General features: G+C 54.6%; 20 protein-coding genes, 1 tRNA gene and 1 pseudogene. 18 read left to right on the top strand and 4 right to left on the bottom strand.

All coding sequences use genetic code 11. The annotated features are described in order from the left end of the window. Positions 1-7 precede the first annotated feature (7 nt). The 3 genes from AC2FI7_RS13250 to AC2FI7_RS13240 all read left to right on the top strand — a co-directional run bounded on the left by AC2FI7_RS13250 (position 8) and on the right by AC2FI7_RS13240 (position 3,321). On the top strand, positions 8-1,018 hold the full coding sequence (locus AC2FI7_RS13250; RefSeq protein ID WP_010441061.1) for an Ldh family oxidoreductase: 1,011 nt from the start codon (positions 8-10) through the stop codon (positions 1,016-1,018). Positions 1,019-1,095: 77 nt separating this feature from the next. Then, complete coding sequence (locus AC2FI7_RS13245) at positions 1,096-2,910, top strand: BCCT family transporter (protein ID WP_010441063.1); 1,815 nt, start codon at positions 1,096-1,098, stop codon at positions 2,908-2,910. 189 nt (positions 2,911-3,099) lie between these two features. Next, entirely contained in the window at positions 3,100-3,321 is a 222-nt protein-coding gene (locus AC2FI7_RS13240; RefSeq protein ID WP_010441066.1) for a hypothetical protein, read from the top strand. Positions 3,322-3,563: 242 nt separating this feature from the next. Here AC2FI7_RS13240 and AC2FI7_RS13235 read toward each other — a convergent pair whose 3' ends face one another. Then, complete coding sequence (locus AC2FI7_RS13235) at positions 3,564-4,874, bottom strand: tetratricopeptide repeat protein (RefSeq protein WP_139056601.1); 1,311 nt, start codon at positions 4,872-4,874, stop codon at positions 3,564-3,566. 594 nt (positions 4,875-5,468) lie between these two features. Beyond that, positions 5,469-5,726 carry a hypothetical protein gene (locus tag AC2FI7_RS13230; RefSeq protein ID WP_496816175.1) on the bottom strand — a complete coding sequence of 86 codons (258 nt, stop codon included), beginning with the start codon at positions 5,724-5,726 and terminating at the stop codon, positions 5,469-5,471. Between the two features lie 765 nt (positions 5,727-6,491). Here AC2FI7_RS13230 and AC2FI7_RS13225 point away from each other — a divergent pair. The 3 genes from AC2FI7_RS13225 to AC2FI7_RS13215 all read left to right on the top strand — a co-directional run bounded on the left by AC2FI7_RS13225 (position 6,492) and on the right by AC2FI7_RS13215 (position 8,176). Next, the gene (locus AC2FI7_RS13225; protein WP_120981271.1) at positions 6,492-7,181 is read left to right on the top strand and encodes a DUF6629 family protein; all 690 of its coding nucleotides are present in this window, start codon (positions 6,492-6,494) and stop codon (positions 7,179-7,181) included. Positions 7,182-7,637: 456 nt separating this feature from the next. Next, a complete protein-coding gene (locus AC2FI7_RS13220) occupies positions 7,638-7,922 on the top strand; it encodes a TraM recognition domain-containing protein (protein WP_496816174.1) in 285 nt (94 codons plus the stop codon). Continuing rightward, positions 7,919-8,176, top strand: a complete 258-nt coding sequence (locus AC2FI7_RS13215) for a hypothetical protein (RefSeq protein WP_010441075.1) — start codon at positions 7,919-7,921, stop codon at positions 8,174-8,176. The genes AC2FI7_RS13220 and AC2FI7_RS13215 overlap by 4 nt, the downstream gene beginning before the upstream one ends. Here the strand turns inward: AC2FI7_RS13215 and AC2FI7_RS13210 are convergent. After that, positions 8,173-8,421, bottom strand: coding sequence for a hypothetical protein (locus AC2FI7_RS13210; protein ID WP_010441076.1), 249 nt, complete (start codon positions 8,419-8,421; stop codon positions 8,173-8,175). The genes AC2FI7_RS13215 and AC2FI7_RS13210 overlap by 4 nt on opposite strands. Positions 8,422-8,489: 68 nt before the next feature. Between AC2FI7_RS13210 and AC2FI7_RS13205 the strand changes: the two genes are divergently transcribed. From AC2FI7_RS13205 to AC2FI7_RS13195, 3 genes and pseudogenes are all read left to right on the top strand, one after another. Further along, positions 8,490-8,981 carry a hypothetical protein gene (locus AC2FI7_RS13205; RefSeq protein ID WP_010441078.1) on the top strand — a complete coding sequence of 164 codons (492 nt, stop codon included), beginning with the start codon at positions 8,490-8,492 and terminating at the stop codon, positions 8,979-8,981. A gap of 79 nt (positions 8,982-9,060) precedes the next feature. Continuing rightward, a complete protein-coding gene (locus tag AC2FI7_RS13200; RefSeq protein WP_010441080.1) occupies positions 9,061-9,429 on the top strand; it encodes a hypothetical protein in 369 nt (122 codons plus the stop codon). After that, positions 9,426-10,421 (top strand): annotated as a pseudogene (locus AC2FI7_RS13195) (recombinase family protein); the annotation flags it as partial. The gene AC2FI7_RS13200 and the pseudogene AC2FI7_RS13195, both read left to right, overlap by 4 nt. 547 nt (positions 10,422-10,968) lie before the next feature. Here AC2FI7_RS13195 and AC2FI7_RS13190 read toward each other — a convergent pair. Beyond that, positions 10,969-11,043: transfer RNA gene (locus AC2FI7_RS13190), tRNA-Thr, on the bottom strand. A gap of 83 nt (positions 11,044-11,126) precedes the next feature. On the opposite strand from AC2FI7_RS13190, the gene AC2FI7_RS13185 reads away from it, so the two are divergent. From AC2FI7_RS13185 to AC2FI7_RS13145, 9 genes are all read left to right on the top strand, one after another. Continuing rightward, a complete protein-coding gene (locus AC2FI7_RS13185; RefSeq protein ID WP_010441084.1) occupies positions 11,127-11,282 on the top strand; it encodes a hypothetical protein in 156 nt (51 codons plus the stop codon). A 6-nt stretch (positions 11,283-11,288) separates the two neighbouring features. Continuing rightward, positions 11,289-12,557, top strand: a complete 1,269-nt coding sequence (gene murA, locus AC2FI7_RS13180) for a UDP-N-acetylglucosamine 1-carboxyvinyltransferase (RefSeq protein ID WP_170780747.1) — start codon at positions 11,289-11,291, stop codon at positions 12,555-12,557. Beyond that, positions 12,554-13,030, top strand: a complete 477-nt coding sequence (locus tag AC2FI7_RS13175; RefSeq protein ID WP_010441087.1) for a DUF2948 family protein — start codon at positions 12,554-12,556, stop codon at positions 13,028-13,030. The genes murA and AC2FI7_RS13175 overlap by 4 nt, the downstream gene beginning before the upstream one ends. Next, positions 13,027-13,548 (top strand): GNAT family N-acetyltransferase, encoded by a 522-nt coding sequence (locus AC2FI7_RS13170; protein ID WP_010441088.1) that lies wholly within the window; start codon positions 13,027-13,029, stop codon positions 13,546-13,548. The genes AC2FI7_RS13175 and AC2FI7_RS13170 overlap by 4 nt, the downstream gene beginning before the upstream one ends. 60 nt (positions 13,549-13,608) lie before the next feature. Continuing rightward, positions 13,609-14,910 carry a histidinol dehydrogenase gene (gene hisD / locus AC2FI7_RS13165; RefSeq protein WP_010441090.1) on the top strand — a complete coding sequence of 434 codons (1,302 nt, stop codon included), beginning with the start codon at positions 13,609-13,611 and terminating at the stop codon, positions 14,908-14,910. 97 nt (positions 14,911-15,007) lie between these two features. Beyond that, positions 15,008-15,487 carry a UPF0262 family protein gene (locus AC2FI7_RS13160; RefSeq protein WP_010441091.1) on the top strand — a complete coding sequence of 160 codons (480 nt, stop codon included), beginning with the start codon at positions 15,008-15,010 and terminating at the stop codon, positions 15,485-15,487. Positions 15,488-15,490: 3 nt separating this feature from the next. Continuing rightward, the gene (locus AC2FI7_RS13155) at positions 15,491-15,943 is read left to right on the top strand and encodes an arsenate-mycothiol transferase ArsC (RefSeq protein ID WP_010441093.1); all 453 of its coding nucleotides are present in this window, start codon (positions 15,491-15,493) and stop codon (positions 15,941-15,943) included. A gap of 2 nt (positions 15,944-15,945) precedes the next feature. After that, positions 15,946-16,344 (top strand): ketosteroid isomerase-related protein, encoded by a 399-nt coding sequence (locus AC2FI7_RS13150; protein ID WP_029621900.1) that lies wholly within the window; start codon positions 15,946-15,948, stop codon positions 16,342-16,344. Further along, positions 16,337-16,930: a GNAT family N-acetyltransferase gene (locus AC2FI7_RS13145; protein WP_496816172.1), complete on the top strand. Its 594-nt coding sequence runs from the start codon at positions 16,337-16,339 to the stop codon at positions 16,928-16,930. Before AC2FI7_RS13150 ends, AC2FI7_RS13145 begins: the two co-directional genes overlap by 8 nt. The last annotated feature ends 42 nt before the right edge of the window (positions 16,931-16,972 follow it).

Below are 16,972 nucleotides of genomic sequence, written 5' to 3'. Positions count from 1 at the left end.
GACAGACATGATTGAAACCCGCACCCTTTCACTTGCTGAAATTGAAGACCTGTCCTTTCGCGCGCTGGTGGCTGCGGGGACGAGCGAAGAAAACGCGCGTCCCTTGGCGGTTGCGACCGCGGCAACCGAGGCTGACGGGGTTGCCAGCCATGGTCTGGCCTATATCCCGATCTACTGTGAGCATGTTCAATGCGGCAAGGTTGATGGGCTGGCACAGCCCGTTCTGGCGCAGCCACGCCCCGGCGTCGTTACAGTCGATGCTGCCACCGGATTTGCGCATTCCGCCATAGAAGCCGGGTTCGACGCCTTGATCCCCGCTGCCCGCGCGCAGGGGATTGCGGCGCTGGCGATCAGAAACAGCTATAACTGCGGCGTTCTTGGATATCACACTTATCGTCTGGCGCAGGCCGGCCTGGTAGGTCTGGGTTTCACCAACGCTCCGGCCTCAATTGCGCCCTCCGGCGGAGCCAAGCCGGTGGTCGGCACCAATCCGTTTTCAATCGCCGCTCCGGGTACGGACGGCCAGCCCGCCCTTTTGATTGACCAGAGCGCCAGCACCATCGCCAAAAGCGAAGTCATGAAACACGCACGTGAAGGCAGGCCGATCCCTGTTGGTTGGGCGCTGGACGAAGAAGGAAATCCAACCACTGATCCGAATGTGGGCCTCAAGGGTTCGATGGCGCCGTCGGGTGGTTACAAAGGTGTTGGCATCGCGCTGCTGACCGAAGTTCTGGCTGCTGCTCTGACCGGCGCGACATTGGGAATCCACGCCTCTCCGTTTTCTGGCACGGTCGGTGGTCCGCCGAAGACGGGGCAGTTCTTTATTGCGATTGACGCAAATGCGACGGCGAATGACGCATTTTCAACAGGAATTGTCGATCTTGTCGAAGCGATCCGGTCGCAAGAGGGCGCACATTTGCCCGGAGATGGCCGCCGTGCAAAACGATTGGCAGCAAAATCTGATGGCGTTGCGGTGAACGTAGCGACACTTAACAAAATTGAGGCCCTGCTGACTTAGGGCTTTGTGGTGCAAATCCGGGGTGCCAGAAGAGAATGACCTGGAAATCGGGACACGTGCGAACAGGGAGGAATCACATGTCTATGAAGGATCCTTTTACCGATCTGGAGATCAAGCGATCTTCGGGTGGGTTTTACGAAGGCCACAGCGTCGAAATTGCCTTGCTCAGCAAGTCAATCATGGTCGCGCTGGTGATCTGGGCATTGGTCTGGCCCGCGAATGCAAACGGTGTTCTTGGCAGCCTGAACTCTCGCCTGCTGGAAGACTTTAACGCCTTCTATATCATCATCGTCGGCTTCTTTGCCTTTTTCCTGTTTGTTGTGGCTGCGCTGCCGCAAACTGGTAAACGACTCATGGGGCCGGAGGGTGAAAAACCGGAATTTTCGGATTTCTCGTGGTTTTCTATGATGTTCGGCGCCGGTCTGGGCGTCGGTCTGATGGTATTTGCCACCGCCGAACCTCTGGGCCTTTGGGGGTCAAATCCGGTTGTGATCGCCGAACAGGTAGTTGGTAATACCGAAGAGGCACTGCAGTCGGGGTATCGTTATACCTTCCTGCACTACGGGTTTCATGCCTGGGCGATCTATGTCGTGACGGGCTTGTCGCTGGCCTACTATGCCTACACGCGCAACATGCCGCTAACGATCCGCACTGCGCTGACACCTTTGTTCGGCAAGCTGATGAACGGTTTTCTTGGCCACGTCGTGGACGTTCTGGGTGTTGTTGCAACAATCCTGGGTGTCTCGGTAACGATCGGTTTTGGCGTTTCACAGTTTATCGACGGTCTTTATGCCATCACCGGTATGGGATGGATCATGGATCTGAACGGAGAAGTGCCGACGCCAAGTACAGTAGGTCTGTTGGCGGGTCTGATCGTCATCATGGGCCTATCGATCATATCGGCTGTTTCGGGTGTTGGTCGTGGCGTTAAGTATCTGTCTAACCTAAATCTGGTGTTGTCTCTGATCCTGCTGCTGGTCTTCGTCGTATTCGGGTCGTTCCTGTTTGCAATGACCACCTATGCAACGGCGTTCATCGACTACATCCTGCATTTCATCTCGCTCAGCTTTGGCGCGTTCAACCCGCAGTCAGCGGCAGCATTTGATGCAGCGTTGCCAAGCGAAGCTGCCCCATTTGCCGATGCCCTGTACAGCGGTGCAACCAACCCCTGGGGTTCGTTTGACGGGTTCAAATCAGGACTTGAAGGCGACGCCGCAGCTTTGCCTGAATCCGTTCTCGCTTCGGTATACGCCGCTGGTGATCCGGGTCGCCAGTTTGGTTGGCAGGCAGGTTGGACCACGTTCTACTGGGCCTGGTGGATCGCGTTCTCGCCCTTTGTGGGCCTGTTCTTGGCGCGCATCTCCAAAGGGCGTTCAGTTCGTGAGTTCATCGTTGGCTGTGTATTCGCACCAGCGCTGGTCTGCTTTGCTTGGATGACCATACTGGGTGGCACCGCGATCGATCTGGAACTGAACGGCACGGCCGAAGGCGCCATCATCGGTGCATCGAACACCGCCAAGCTGTTCGTCACTCTGCAAGAGATGATCTCGGGCGGGTTGCTGTCCGGCATCACCGTGATGTGCGTTGTACTGATCATGACGTTCCTGGTCACATCGGCAGACTCGGGTATTCTGGTGATGAACACCATCATGTCGGGTGGCGATCAGAATATTGGCAACAAGCACAAGATCATCTGGGGTCTGATCCTGACCGCAGTGATCGGCGCGCTCATACTTGCTGCGGGTGAGAACAATCCGATGGATGCGTTGCGAAATGCAATGATCATCGGCGCATTGCCATTTACAATGGTCATGGGGCTGATGTGCGTGGCGCTTGCTAAGGCGCTGTATCGCGACGGATTGCGGCAAAAGCACGCTGCGCCGGCTGAATAAGCTGTTGTGCCGGGCGGTCGCGATGCGGTCGCCCGGCATCATTTCGGTATTTGGCATCGCCCATCTCCGACTACCCCTCTGCATCGAATCACGCACTTAAGCTACGCCACGTAACCGGAAGATACGCAGACAGGAAAATGGCTGCCTGGCTCGCCGGCAGCATCTGTTCCCCTGATTGCATGGTAGGTCATGCCGCCGGTCATTCCCGCGCAAGAAACTGGTGTGGAATTTGGGCAGTTTATCAACAGCCCAAATCAGATCGAAATGGCATTCACCTTCGAACAGTATGCGCGGGACAAGGCTGGTTTAGGTGTTGATCCATCGTGCCACTATAGCGGCGAGTTGCGAAGAGGGGCTGATCGTATCTCTCATGCCAACACCGTCGCGCCGACGACTCAAAAAATGTTTTGAAAATTACGGCTTTCGAAAGCGCGGTTCGTTTCGAAGCGTGTTATGGCATAACCTTTTCCGAAATCTTCCATTTCTGAAGTTCTCCGGTGGTTTAAGCCAAGCCGGGGCGGCCAAAAAGACATAGTCAGCTTTGTCCCGCATGGCAGTCGTTCGAGCCATGATCGCTATGCGGTTGCTTTTGCCCAAAGCGATCGATACTGCTGCAAAAACTACAAAGCACCGACCAAGTGTGTTGTTGCCACTTATTGAAGTGCCACGAGGCTTCTTGCTCTGTTTGGAGAAAGATCCAGCGTCGCCTGATAAGCGACCGCAGCTTCATTGGGTTTTCCAAGCTCCATCAGCATGTCCCCGAGAAGTTCTCGTGCCGGAAGGACGTGGCCGGGTGTAACCGGGCTTTTGCCGATCTTATCCTCGAGATCAGCCGCGGCTGCCTGCTTAGCAACTGCGGTCTCAGAGCCCCCACCCGCCAGTTCAATCCAGGCTTCCACCGACATGATCTGTGCTTCGGTCAACTGCGCCCAATAGCCCTGCCCACGCTCCTTCATCATAGCGTGCAAAGACTTGAGCTCCGCAAGCGCGCTCTGCGCTGTATCGACATCACCGCTACGGGCCGCGCCGATACCGATCGCGAACCATCGCATGGCAACAGTTTGTGGAAATTTCTCCCATGGAATGACCGGATGCATCTCAGGCGACAGTGCCGCCGCGACGTCCCATTGTCCCTGCTCAAGAGGCAGCCGAACGGGTGCAGCCGCTAACGCATAAGCGCTTCCGAAACTGGCCTGATGATTTTGAATTGCGAGCATTTCGTCGACCAGCCCTGCAGCTTCGTCTGTGTTCCCAAGTTGTAGGTGGCCGTAAACCATGTAATCGATCGCGTGCGCATAGTGGCTTTGTACCACGTCTTTTGATTGCTCAAGAGCGGCTTCAGCGGACCGGCTATTCAGATCAATTGATTTTTCCCACTCTCCTGTTCGTGTAAAGATATGAGCGGGCATATGCAGCGCATGTGGAGCGCTTGGAGCCGTTTTATCGTATATCTCGGCGTACGGCCTGCCTCGCTCCTTGAGTAGTGGATTGTCATAGGCGTGGATCGCGTAGTGAATGACGCCAGGATGTTCTGGTGCCTTTTGATGAAGCGCGTCGAGCGTATCTCCCACCTGCGACTTTACTTTGATTCCGTCGGCCCCTCGCGGCGCCGTTGCAAGGCGCGCCAGCGCCGCAAATGCCGCGGCATCCAAGTCGTCTGCATGTTGGTCCGCAGCTGCCACCTGTTTCTCCGCCCACGATTTTAGCTGAGCGCGGTAGCCTTCCTGGCTTGAGGCGTAGAAAGCAACGGCGGCGTCGATCAATGCTTGTTCAATGGCGCTTTCGGAGGACATTGACCCGAGTCTTTCCGCTGCAGCAGACCCTCTCTCTGTTTCGGCTTCACTGGGAGTGCCCGGCCAAAGAGGGTGAAAGTTCGACATCGCGATGCCCCACTGTGCCATGGCACAAGTTGGTTCCGCAGACGCTGCTTTGTTGAACGCTTCTTCGGCTTGAATGTACATCATGTTGTGAATGAGATTCAGACCTTCGTTGAAAGCCTGGTCCGCTTTTGGGTTGCATGTCGTCTGGAAATTAGCCTCCGCTGAGATTGCGGGCACGAAAACAAGAAACGAGCTAATACAGGCGACAAAAGTATTGCGGGCTTTAGTATGCAAATGCTGCATCTATCGTCTCCACATTAAATATTGTCCGAATTTGTTTGAGCGTATGGCTCGGCGGCATCATACACAAAATTGTGCGATATGTCCGAACTGTCATCTGAGCGGCGATGCGCTCTGTTCGATCGAATATTTTCTTACGCTGCGTGTCCGCGTTATCCGCACAGCGGTCGTCCAAGCAAAGCAAACCTGCCGCAGCGCAGCTAGGCCAAAGGTTGGACGAACATGGAGGCCGCGCCTGTGCCAGATGGCGGCAAGATTCAGCGATCTACGCTTTCGTACGACGGCTGGCAGGTGGGACGCGACTATGTTCCAGTTCTGCCGCAATTTTCGGGTCTTGAACCATCACGGCGTCGAACCGCCAGACCACGCCATAACGACCGAGCAGGAACTCTATGGACCACCGGGGCACAGAAGAAACCCGCAAGCAACAGAAGCGAATTAGTCGATTTTAGTCACTTCCGACTTTCTGAACACCAACAGTGTTACAAAGAGACCGCCTATCAGTAGCATATGCGCCGACGCTGTTACGCCGAACACGAAGTAACTGCCGACCATAAGCGAGAAAATTGCGCTCCACATCCATGCCAACATTTGCATCAGCAAATGGGCCACGGGTAAGGACTGATTTCTTAGTGGGTTTTTGGTTTCATCCATTACCGAAGCCCATGTGGTTTTCACGTCTAAACTATTGGTCATGATTTTCCTCCCAATTCCAAATAATTCGTGATCTCAGTTCCACTGAGCATAACTGGAGTGTTTGCTGCCAGTGGAGCAGCGGGATCAAATTACAAGACAAACCGTTCGTGATTTGTGATATTGCTAATACGTACAATTCAGACGGTTGGACCGAAAAAAAACGGCGCCCGAGGGATGGGTGGCACGCGCAGGTTACAGGTTTGGGGTGCATGTGATAGCCGGCAAAGCCCGGATTGGATTCGCAACTCGCGCTATCAACTGGACCGGAGGGACGGATCGTTGGCAGCGCGGCTAATTCCGAGTGATGGATACTTTTTAGTTAAGGTGAGCCTCAATGCCGCGATTTTTCCTGATAGCTGCAAGCCAGCGTTGAAGTCACTTCCTCAACTGTAAACTCAAGGCCGGAGCGATTTCATTGGTCAAGACAAACAGCATGGGGAAGAAGGTCAAAAGACGAGCCCGAAAATCCGCGTAGCACAGGCTATCGGCATTCCTTGGTACGTCGGAAGAAAACATAAAGACACTTAACTTTTTAACCAATTTCTTCGCGGACCCGGCCGCTGAGATCGTCGGCGCTTAACGACCAACATTCCGCTGGTTGGTCCGATTTGACTGGTCCGAATTTACCTGACAGCACCGTTTCCTAAATAGTTGGCCAGACAACAGACAATGCCCCTTTGGGCAGCACAAGCCAGTACTTCGGAATGAAAAGTGTTCTTTGCTTCAACGACTTCAGCTATGTAAAACGGCAGAGGTGGTCTAAGCATGTGTTTCTCATCACAAGCCAGTTTTGTAGCCGGTGCAGCAATCATAGCCTGCAGTGGTCTTACGATACGTTTGGCGTTGCAAATGGGCGAACGATTTCTTCCGCTAGCCAGCTTTCCACTTTTCTTTGGGATTCAGCAATTGTCCGAAGGCTTTTTGTGGGTGTCCATTGATAACCCGTCGGCGAACCCTTCTTCGGCAGCTGCGTTGACGTTTCTTTTCTTTGCCTATTTTTTTTGGCCGTTTTGGGTTCCGCTGTCCGCGGCTTCGATCGAAAGTAACCGGCGTCACAGGCTCATATTCCAAGGGATTTGCGGAATTGGTTTCTGCCTTGGCTTGTTGCTTTACTTACCAGTGTTGTTGTCACCAGAAAACCTAGATATCGGCCTCGTTCATCACTCCATTCAGTATGAAAACATAGAAACGTACCCCTCCGAAATTACGAGGAACTTTGCACGTGTTTTCTACGCTTTGGTGATCTGCGTTCCGCTTGTAGGATCGAGCGATAAAGGTTTGCGAGGTTTCGGGTATCTAATTGTCGTTTCCGTTGCTTTGGGGTTCTTTTTTGCTTCTCATGCCTTCACGTCAATCTGGTGCTTCGTTGCGGCAGGTTTGTCTGCCTATATCTACTTCGTTCTAAAGTTTCACTACTGGGAAGTGGACCGCTTAGGTGGGCCCGCCAAAGGTTGAGGGACATTTTGAAAAATGCGTTTAAGTGCGGGAAGGGGGTTTCGCTGGAAAGCCGTCATCCGACAGTTTTTGTCAGATGACCGCGTTGAGCTCAAAGCGGAAGTTCACTCGCCTAAGGTGAAACGAGTGGTTTTGGACGATTTTGCATTAGCCTGATTCCAAGTAGCAAGGACAAACATCCAAACGCCAATCCCATTGCGAGGGCATTGGCAACGAAGATACCGCCAAACAGGGATAAAGTTCTCGTCTTTCCCAAAAGTGAACCCAAAGATGACGACAGGGGAAAAGAAAACTATGTCTAGCCATGTACTAGAGCCTTGCCAATCAATGTCGCCGCTCTTCACTTTTTCCCTCAAGCTGTTCTTCCGATTATAAACCCATGATCGAGCACGTTGAGCCGCCGTTTATGCGCTGCACCTCCAGTCTTTCGTTGATGCTGTGCTCTTCGGAGCTGGCGTGCCGGTTGATTTCATCTTGGATGAAGCAACCAATGCGCCGCTCAAGTCGCTTATCTCAGCCATGACCGTTATTCGCGGTTATGGCGGCAACTTGCATTTCATCGCGCAGTCGCGGTCCGAGATACAGCGGGCCTACTCTGACAAAGAAGCGGCAACGATCGAAGAGAATGCGATCGTGAAGCAGTATTTTGGCTTTAGCTCATTCGAAGAATGCGAGCGAATTTCGCGCGCGATCGGTGAACCAAAAGTAACAATCAACATAGTGCCAGAGGGTGAACAATGACTCCGCGCTTGTTCAAGCCCAGTTATCTTTTGTGGGTCGGACCCTTGGCAGCGTTGTGGCTGACCTTCCATACGCTCGGATTGCCGCATGTGATTTGGTCATACACTTGGCGAGACAACGGTCATGGCATGAGCCTATCCGTGCCGCGCATCTATGTGCGCTGTCGCTTCATCGGACCCTATGGTGAATTCGATGTTCCGGCGACAGGTGGCAACTGCGCTTGGGTGCGTTTCTTCCATGAGGAGACGCGCTAATGGATTGTCTCTTCGGGCCAATCAACACGCCATTCGAGTTCCAGAATGGAAGCCAATTCCACCCTGGCCAAATTCTTCACGACGTGGAGAACGGTTTCTTCATCGACATCACCATTGGCAATGTCGGTGTCGCATTTCTCACGGGGCAGCATGATCAAGCAAAAAGGTCTGATCTCTTCCCAGAAGGTTTCGTAATCCATTGGCTCAAGCCAATCCACAATATCGTTGATGAAGCTGAATTTCATATTGGATTCAGCATAGCAAAATCTGTGATCTGGCCACAAATGTCGGCCCGAAACCAAGGGAGACTATGATGCCAGAGTCATCCAATGAACTTCGTGCTCACTTCAATCCAAAGGGTGAGCTTTATGAGCTGCGCCATCAACTAGCCCGCGTCATGAACAACAAGGAATGGAAAACCTATTCCAAAATTGCTGGGGATTTCGATGCCAAACGCCGCTACACCGAACGGGCATTTCAGCTTGATCGCAATTTGCGGTTTCAAGAAACCCGCAAGCGCCTGATCGATGAAGCAGGCTCCGTGAAACGCCAGTTCACACCAAAGTTCTTTGGTGCCGATAACTTCGACAAGAATGACATTAATCGCCGTGCGAAAGCTCAAGTGATCGATGCCCACAAAAAAGACATGGCCCGGATTGATCGCGACGAAACCGAAGTTCTGCGCACTATGCTCGAAACCTGCGAGAAACGGGCCTTCAAACGCGAAGAAGTGAAACGGGATTTTCAAAAATCTGTGGACCGCCGATCTGGGTATGAACGACGTCAACGATCGTGGAGCCGCTAGAAACACATCAATCGCAACTTATGCAGGAAATCACGCTGTAACCCGCTGAAATTAGCCGTTTTTAGGAGTTTATGATAAAATGAAGTTAGGTGATAAAATGGTTGAAAAACTGAATGACAAAACAGGCTGTGACGGCCTTAAGTTCGAGTTCGACACCTCTACAAAGCCAACCCTATCGGTGGATGTGGAGCGCTATCAACACTTCCTTGATGAAAGCGACTTGACCGAAGTTCAGAAGGCCGAGTTCCTTCAATCGCTTTGGAATATCATGATGAGTTTTGTTGAGCTGGGGTTCGGTGTGCATCCGCTTCAGGAAGTCTGTGGAAAAGATGCTGGGACAAGCACTCTATCCACCGATGAATATTCAGATGCGCTAAGCTTGGAATACCCCCAAGATGACGAGGACGCCCGCGCTAATGAGCGTGAAGGCAGTTTGGAGTTAGAATGAAAGATGAGTATTCAAAAAGCGCTGAAGTAACTCGGGCATTGGTCTATTGCCGCGTGTCATCAACCAAGCAGCGACTAGAAGGTAGCGGGCTTGAAAGTCAGGAACAACGCTGCCGCGCATATGCCGATGAAAAGGGTTATGCCGTGGAAGCGGTATTTCCTGATGATGTCAGCGGTGGCGGCGATTTCATGCATCGCCCCGGCATGGTCGCTCTGCTTAGCTTTCTTGATGCACAAAAGGGCAAGCCATATGTCGTGATTTTTGACGATCTGAAGCGCTTCGCCCGCGATACGGAATTTCATTTGAAACTACGCCGTGAGTTCGCCAAGCGTGGCGCAACGATCGAATGCTTGAATTTCCGCTTTGAAGATACCCCAGAAGGTAAGTTCATCGAGACGGTGATCGCGGCTCAAGGTGAATTGGAGCGCGAACAGAACCGTCGCCAAGTTGTTCAGAAAATGAAGGCGCGCGTCGAGAATGGCTTTTGGGTTTTCCGTGCGCCTGTTGGATATCGTTACGTGTCAGCGCCTTCTGGTGGTGGCAAGGTTCTCGAACCCGATCCGGTGCTTGCGCCCATTGTAACGGATGCGCTTGAAGGTTACGCATCAGGTCACTTTGGCTCTCAAGCCGAAGTGCAGCGTTTCTTGGAACGCAGCCCACATTTCCCAAAAGACAAACCGGACGGCAAATTGCGACCAATGACAGTGAATCGTCTGCTTAAGAAGGTTGTTTACGCCGGTTACGTCGAGGCCCCCAAATGGGGAGTGAGTACCCGCAAAGGGCAGCATGATGGTCTCGTTAGCTTTGCGACCTTCCAAAAGGTGCAAGACGTTCTGGAGGGGCGCAAACGCCATTATCCAGCGCGCAAAGACCACAACGAAGACTTCCCATTGCGCGGCTTTGTTGCATGTGATTGCTGCAGCAACGCGATGACTGCCGCTTGGTCAAAGGGTAAGTACCGTCACTACGCGTACTACAGGTGCGAAACCCGTGGCTGTGAAGCCAAAAGTAAATCAGTCCCCAAGGCGAAGCTGGAGGACAGCTTTGCTGAAATCCTGAGGGGTTTGCAGCCAGCCAGAGAACTCTTCGATCTGGCGAAGGCTATGTTACGCGATGCCTGGGATATGCGTTTTGCAATCGCCCTAGGCGAAAAGGAAGCGATGCAGAAAAAGTTGGATGATACCAACAAGCAAATCGATGGCTTGCTCGACCGAATTGTCGAAGCAAGCAATGCATCCGTCGTGAGCGCCTATGAAACGCGTATCGATAGGCTCGAACGCGACAAAATGGTACTCCAAGAAAAGATCGATGCTGCCGTGCCTGACAAGGGACGGCTGGAGGAGTGTATGGAACTCTCACTACGGTTCCTATCAAGTCCTTGGAATGTTTATAAAAATGGTGACTACGCTATGCGCCAAACTGTACTCAGATTGGCATTTGCAGAGCCATTAAGGTACGGCCTAAATGGCGTGTATGGAACTCCCGAATTATCATTCCCTTTCAAGTATTTAGGGGGGATTTCGGGATCAAAAAGCGAGATGGTGCTGCTGGAGAGAATTGAACTCTCGACCTCTCCCTTACCAAGGGAGTGCTCTACCTCTGAGCTACAGCAGCGCTGTGGGCGGGTGATTAGACTCAAACGAAACGCGGCGCAAGGGTGTCTGGACGGTTTTTTTCCACTGCTGTAGAGAAAGACAATGGCAGACAAAAATTCACCCAAAAAACACGGCAAATCCGGGGAAACGCGCGAGGACCGTTTGAAGGCGGCTCTGAAGGCGAATATGGCGCGGCGTAAGGCACAGGCGAAAGCGCGGGCAGCGTCCGGGCACAAGGCCGACAAGGACGAGGGATAAGAGCAGATGGATTCGATTCTGGTGACGGGCAACGGTCCGCTGAGTGGGCAGATTCCCATTGCAGGGGCGAAGAATGCGTGCCTGACGCTGATGCCTGCGACGTTGCTCAGCGAAGAACCGCTGACGCTGACCAATGCGCCGCGCCTTAGTGACATCAAGACAATGACCGCATTGCTTCAATCTCTTGGGGCTGAAGTGTCCGCATTGCAGGATGGGCAGGTGATTGCGATGTCGAGCCACAGCCTGACCAGCCATGTTGCTGATTATGACATCGTTCGTAAGATGCGCGCTTCGAATCTGGTACTCGGACCGTTGCTTGCGCGGTTTGGGCAGGCGGTTGTCTCGCTGCCTGGTGGCTGTGCGATCGGCGCGCGCCCGATGGATTTGCATGTCGAAGGGTTAGAGGCGCTGGGTGCCGAAATCGAATTGAAAGATGGCTATCTACACGCCAAGGCACCCGGTGGTCTGAAAGGTGCCGTGCACGAAATGCGATTTGCCTCGGTTGGTGCGACTGAGAATATCGTCATGGCTGCCACGCTGGCTAAGGGTACGACAGTACTTAAGAACGCTGCGCGCGAGCCTGAGATTGTCGATCTGGTGGAATGCCTGCGCAAGATGGGCGCGCAAATTTCCGGTGAGGGTAGTTCGACCATCGAAATTCAAGGTGTCGACCGGCTGCACGGTGCCACCCATCAGGTGGTGACCGACCGGATCGAGTTGGGCACTTATATGCTGGCCCCTGCGATCTGCGGAGGCGAGGTCGAGCTGTTAGGTGGCCGTATGCGGCTGGTTGAGAGTTTTGCTGCCAAGTTGGATGCGGCAGGGGTCAGTGTGGCAGAGACCGACAAAGGCCTGAAAGTGACGCGCAAGAACGGGCGCGTAAGCTCGGTTGATGTTGTTACCGAACCGTTCCCCGGATTTCCAACCGATTTGCAGGCGCAGATGATGGCGCTGATGTGTACAGCTGAGGGAACTTCGGTGCTTGAGGAACGCATCTTTGAAAATCGTTTTATGCACGCCCCCGAATTGGTGCGCATGGGTGCGAATATTGAGGTGCATGGTGGCACGGCCACCGTCACCGGGGTTGAGCGCTTGAAAGGCGCGCCGGTGATGGCGACCGATCTGCGGGCTTCGGTCTCGTTGATCCTTGCCGGATTGGCGGCGGAAGGTGAAACGGTGGTCAGCCGGGTCTATCATCTGGATCGCGGATATGAACATGTGGTGCGCAAGCTGGAAGGCGTGGGCGCAAAGATCGAACGGATTAAGGGTCAATGACAGACGCGAGTTTCAAAGACGGCCGTGAGGCACCGCTGAACCTTGGGGCCGAGGATGCCGATGACCTGCAGGTTATCGCGACCCTGACGCAGGACGCGATTTTTCCGGTCACCGAGATGACATGGCGCCCATCCGAGCGTCGCTTTGCCTTGTTGCTGAATCGCTTTCGGTGGGAAGACAAAGATGCCGCTGCCCGGCGAGGCCGCGCATTCGAACGAGTGCAGGCAGTATTGGTGTTTGATTCCGTTTTGTCGGTGGCCAGCCAAGGTATCGACCGCAGCGATAAGGATATGATCCTGTCCCTGTTGTCGGTTGAATTCGAGCCCGCAGAAGATGGCGCCGGTCAGGTGTTGCTGACGCTCGCTGGCGATGGTGCGATACGGCTGTCGGTCGAGGTGATAGACGTTACGCTCAAGGACGTTACACGCCCATACATCGCGCCCTCGGGCCAGGCTCCGCAGCACCCTGAGTGAACAATAAACGTGGCATCGCTCAGGCGTTTTCGAACCCATCTGAGGGTCTAGGATTACGACCCGCAACTGTTTTTGATGTGTTCGGCATGAGCCGGACTCTGACCCGTTCGTTCTGCGATCTGTGTCAGGCGGATCATCGGGATGACCCCATGAAGCTTGCCCTATGGACCGCCAACAAGGATCCGGCTGCGATCCGAGACTGGATCGATGCTGGAGCCTCTCTGTGGGTCGCGACAAAAAGGGAGGAGGTTGTAGCGGTTGGCGGACTGCGTGCAGAGGGTGAGATTTCATTACTCTATGTCGATCCAGATCACTCTGGGCAACGAATTGGCGCAACTCTTCTGCATCAGTTGCAGGATGAATTGCGCGCGCAAGGCTGCACAGAGGCGCAATTGCGTGCGACCAAAACCGCGCATGGGTTCTATGTCGCTCAGGGTTGGCAGGATGCTGGAGACCCCACCGAATGGAACGGCCTTCCGCAATATCCAATGCGCAAATCGCTGCATCCAGTAGGCTAAGGGTTGAGGCCACGCGGTCCCGGCTATAAGACCCGTTGAAACGCCTTCGGAGTACCCTACATGCCCGTTTTCCTCGATACGACCGCAGCTGATTTCGAGCCCGCTTTTCAGTCGCTGCTATCCGCAAAACGCGAGGACAGCCCCGATGTGGACGCGGTCGTGGCACAGATCATCGACGATGTGCGGACCCGAGGCGACGCGGCGGTGATTGAACTGACCGCGAAATTCGACCGTCTCGAGCTGACGCCCGAGACCATGGCCTTCTCTGCAGATGAGATCGCTGAAGCCGTCGCGCGGGTTACGCCAGAGGATCGCGCAGCGCTGGAACTGGCGGCTGACCGCATCAGGGCCTACCACGAAAAACAGATGCCCGAGGGCCATCGGTGGACTGATGAGGCCGGGGCGACGCTCGGCTGGCGCTGGTCCGCGGTGTCGGCTGCGGGGCTCTATGTGCCGGGAGGACTGGCGTCATACCCCTCATCGGTTCTGATGAACGCAATTCCTGCAAAGGTGGCTGGCGTGGGCCGGCTGGCGATTGTCGTCCCAACACCTGACGGTCAGGCGAACCCGTTGGTCCTGCTGGCGGCGCAGCTGTCGGGTGTGGATGAAATCTATCGTATCGGAGGTGCGCAGGCCGTGGCCGCGCTGGCATATGGCACCGAGACTATTGCGCCGGTCGACAAGATCACCGGGCCGGGCAATGCCTTTGTTGCGGCTGCCAAACGCCGCGTTTTCGGCAAAGTTGGCATCGATATGATCGCCGGTCCCTCGGAAATTCTGGTCATTGCCGACAGGGACAACGACCCCGACTGGATCGCTTTGGACCTGCTCAGCCAGGCCGAACATGACGAATGCGCGCAATCGATTCTTATTACTGACGCCGCCGATTTCGGTGAGGCCGTTGCCCAAGCCGTCGAGAAACGCCTTGAGACCCTTCAGCGCCGTACCATCGCAGGTGCCAGTTGGCGTGATTTCGGCGCGGTGATTACCGTGCGTGATCTGAATGAGGCCGCCGCATTGTCCAATCGTATCGCCCCCGAGCATCTGGAACTCTGCGTGTCCGACCCAGAGGCTCTGAGCCAGAAAACCATCCACGCAGGTGCCATCTTCCTCGGCCAGTATACGCCCGAAGCCATCGGCGACTATGTCGGCGGCCCTAATCATGTGCTGCCAACCGCACGTTCGGCGCGATTCTCGTCAGGACTCAGCGTGATGGATTTCCTCAAACGAACCACGCTCAGCCAAATGACGCCCGAGGCTCTCCGCATCATCGGTCCGGCGGCCGAAATGCTTGCGAAGTCGGAAAGCCTTGAGGCGCACGGATTATCGGTTACGGCACGCCTGAACCGGTTGAACGGTTGATGAGACGCAATGACTTGAGGCGATGCCACTTCTGTGCGTTGCCCATTGAAATCCGTTGTTATAGGTCTGTGCAGACGTAAGGATTGTGACTGTTAAGATGACCCGTATCTCACATATCGAACTGGATGACCGGAACCTACCCCCGCCGACCCCCGAAATCGAGCAGGAGCGCAAGGTCGCCATCTATGATCTGCTTGAGGAGAATTCATTCACCCTTCCTTCGCGCGACGACCGGGCAACCCCGGACGGGCCATACCACTTGCAACTGTCAATCCGCGACAAACGTCTGGTATTCGACATTGCAACCGAGGCGAGCGAGAAGGCGGCTGAGTTTCATCTGTCGCTGGGGCCGTTCCGCCAAGTGGTCAAAGACTACTTCCAGATTTGCGAGAGCTATTTCAACGCGGTGAAGAACCTTCCGCCCAGCCAAATCGAAACCATCGATATGGCCCGGCGCGGTATCCACAACGAAGGTAGCCGCGTGCTACAGGAACGGCTGGAAGGCAAAGCCGATATCGACACCGACACCGCCCGCCGCCTGTTCACGCTAATCTGCGTGCTGCATTTCGGAGGCTGACGGGTGACGTCTCTGCCGCAGTCCATTCTGTTCTGTTGCGACCACAATTCGGTTCGGTCCCCCATGGCCGAAGGCATCATGAAGAAATTTTATGGGACAGGCACCTATGTGCAATCTGCGGGTGTCCACGGTGATCTTGATATCGACGGCTTTTGCATAGCTGTCTGTCAGGAGATCGAAGTCGAGTTGTCCCGCCACCGTTCGCGATCATTCGACGAGATGGAGGAATGGGGCGACGATCTCAGCTCGTTTGATCTGATTGTGGCCCTATCGCCAGCCAGCCAGAGAAAGGCGCTGGAACTGACCCGGTTTTTTCACCTCGATGTCGATTATTGGCCAATTATGGACCCTACCGGATTAGGCGAATCCCGCGAGGAAAAGCTACGTCACTATCGACAGACCCGCGATCAGATCATCTCGCATCTGAAAGACCGCTGGGGCGAACCTACGGAGTGACCATGAACCCGACTGTAAAAACCTATTTTGATGCCTTCAATGCGGGTGATGTGGAAGGCATGTTGGCCTGCCTCTCCGATGACGTGGCCCATCATGTGAACGAAGGTCAGATACGCGTCGGCAAAGAGAAATTTGCCGCATTCTGCGCCCATATGAATCGTTGCTACCACGAGAACCTGACCGATATCGTGATCTTCGAGGCCGAGCACGGCGCCCGCGCCGCCGCCGAGTTTATCGTTAACGGCACCTATCTGGAAACCGATGAGGGGTTGCCTGAGGCGCATGGCCAGACCTATCGCCTGCCTGCGGGTTCGTTCTTTGACCTCAGGGATGGCAAGATCACTCGCGTGACGACCTACTACAATCTTGCTGACTGGACCAAACAGGTTGCAAATGGCTGAGATCACGGATGTCCGCCCCTTGACCGGAGCGGCACTTGAGGTTGCGCTGGACGATGTGGCGCGCCTGCGGATCGAGGTGTTCCGGGTCTGGCCATATCTCTATGATGGCGATTTGGCCTATGAACGGGAATACCTGCGATCCTATCGGGACAGTGACAGGGCTATCGTTGTCGGTGCCTTTGATAGCGACAGGTTGGTCGGCGCCTCGACAGGGGCCCCCCTGACCGATCATGCAGACGACTTCGCCGCAGCCTTTGCAGAGACGGATCTGGACCTTTCAAACATCTTCTACTGCGCAGAGTCCGTGTTGTTGCCGCGCTACCGAGGACAAGGTGTAGGGCATAAGTTCTTTGACCTGCGCGAGCAACATGCGCGTGCGTTGGGCTTCACCAAATGCACCTTCTGCAGCGTCCAGCGCCCCGACAACCATCCGATGCGACCCACCGATTACCGTCCGCTTGATACCTTCTGGCGCGCGCGGGGATACACGCCGTTACCGGGGTTGGTAGCGCAGTTCTCGTGGAAGGATGTGGGCGAGGAGTTTGAAAACCAAAAACCACTGCAGTTTTGGATTCGTGATCTATAAAATGCTTGAGGGCAAGCTGCCCACTTGCCCCGATTATAGCCA

The sequence above is a fragment of the Ruegeria sp. YTSA064 genome, from assembly GCF_059610325.1.
The sequence above is the reverse complement of the archived record's forward strand: the minus strand, read 5'-3'. Positions and strand labels throughout refer to the sequence as shown.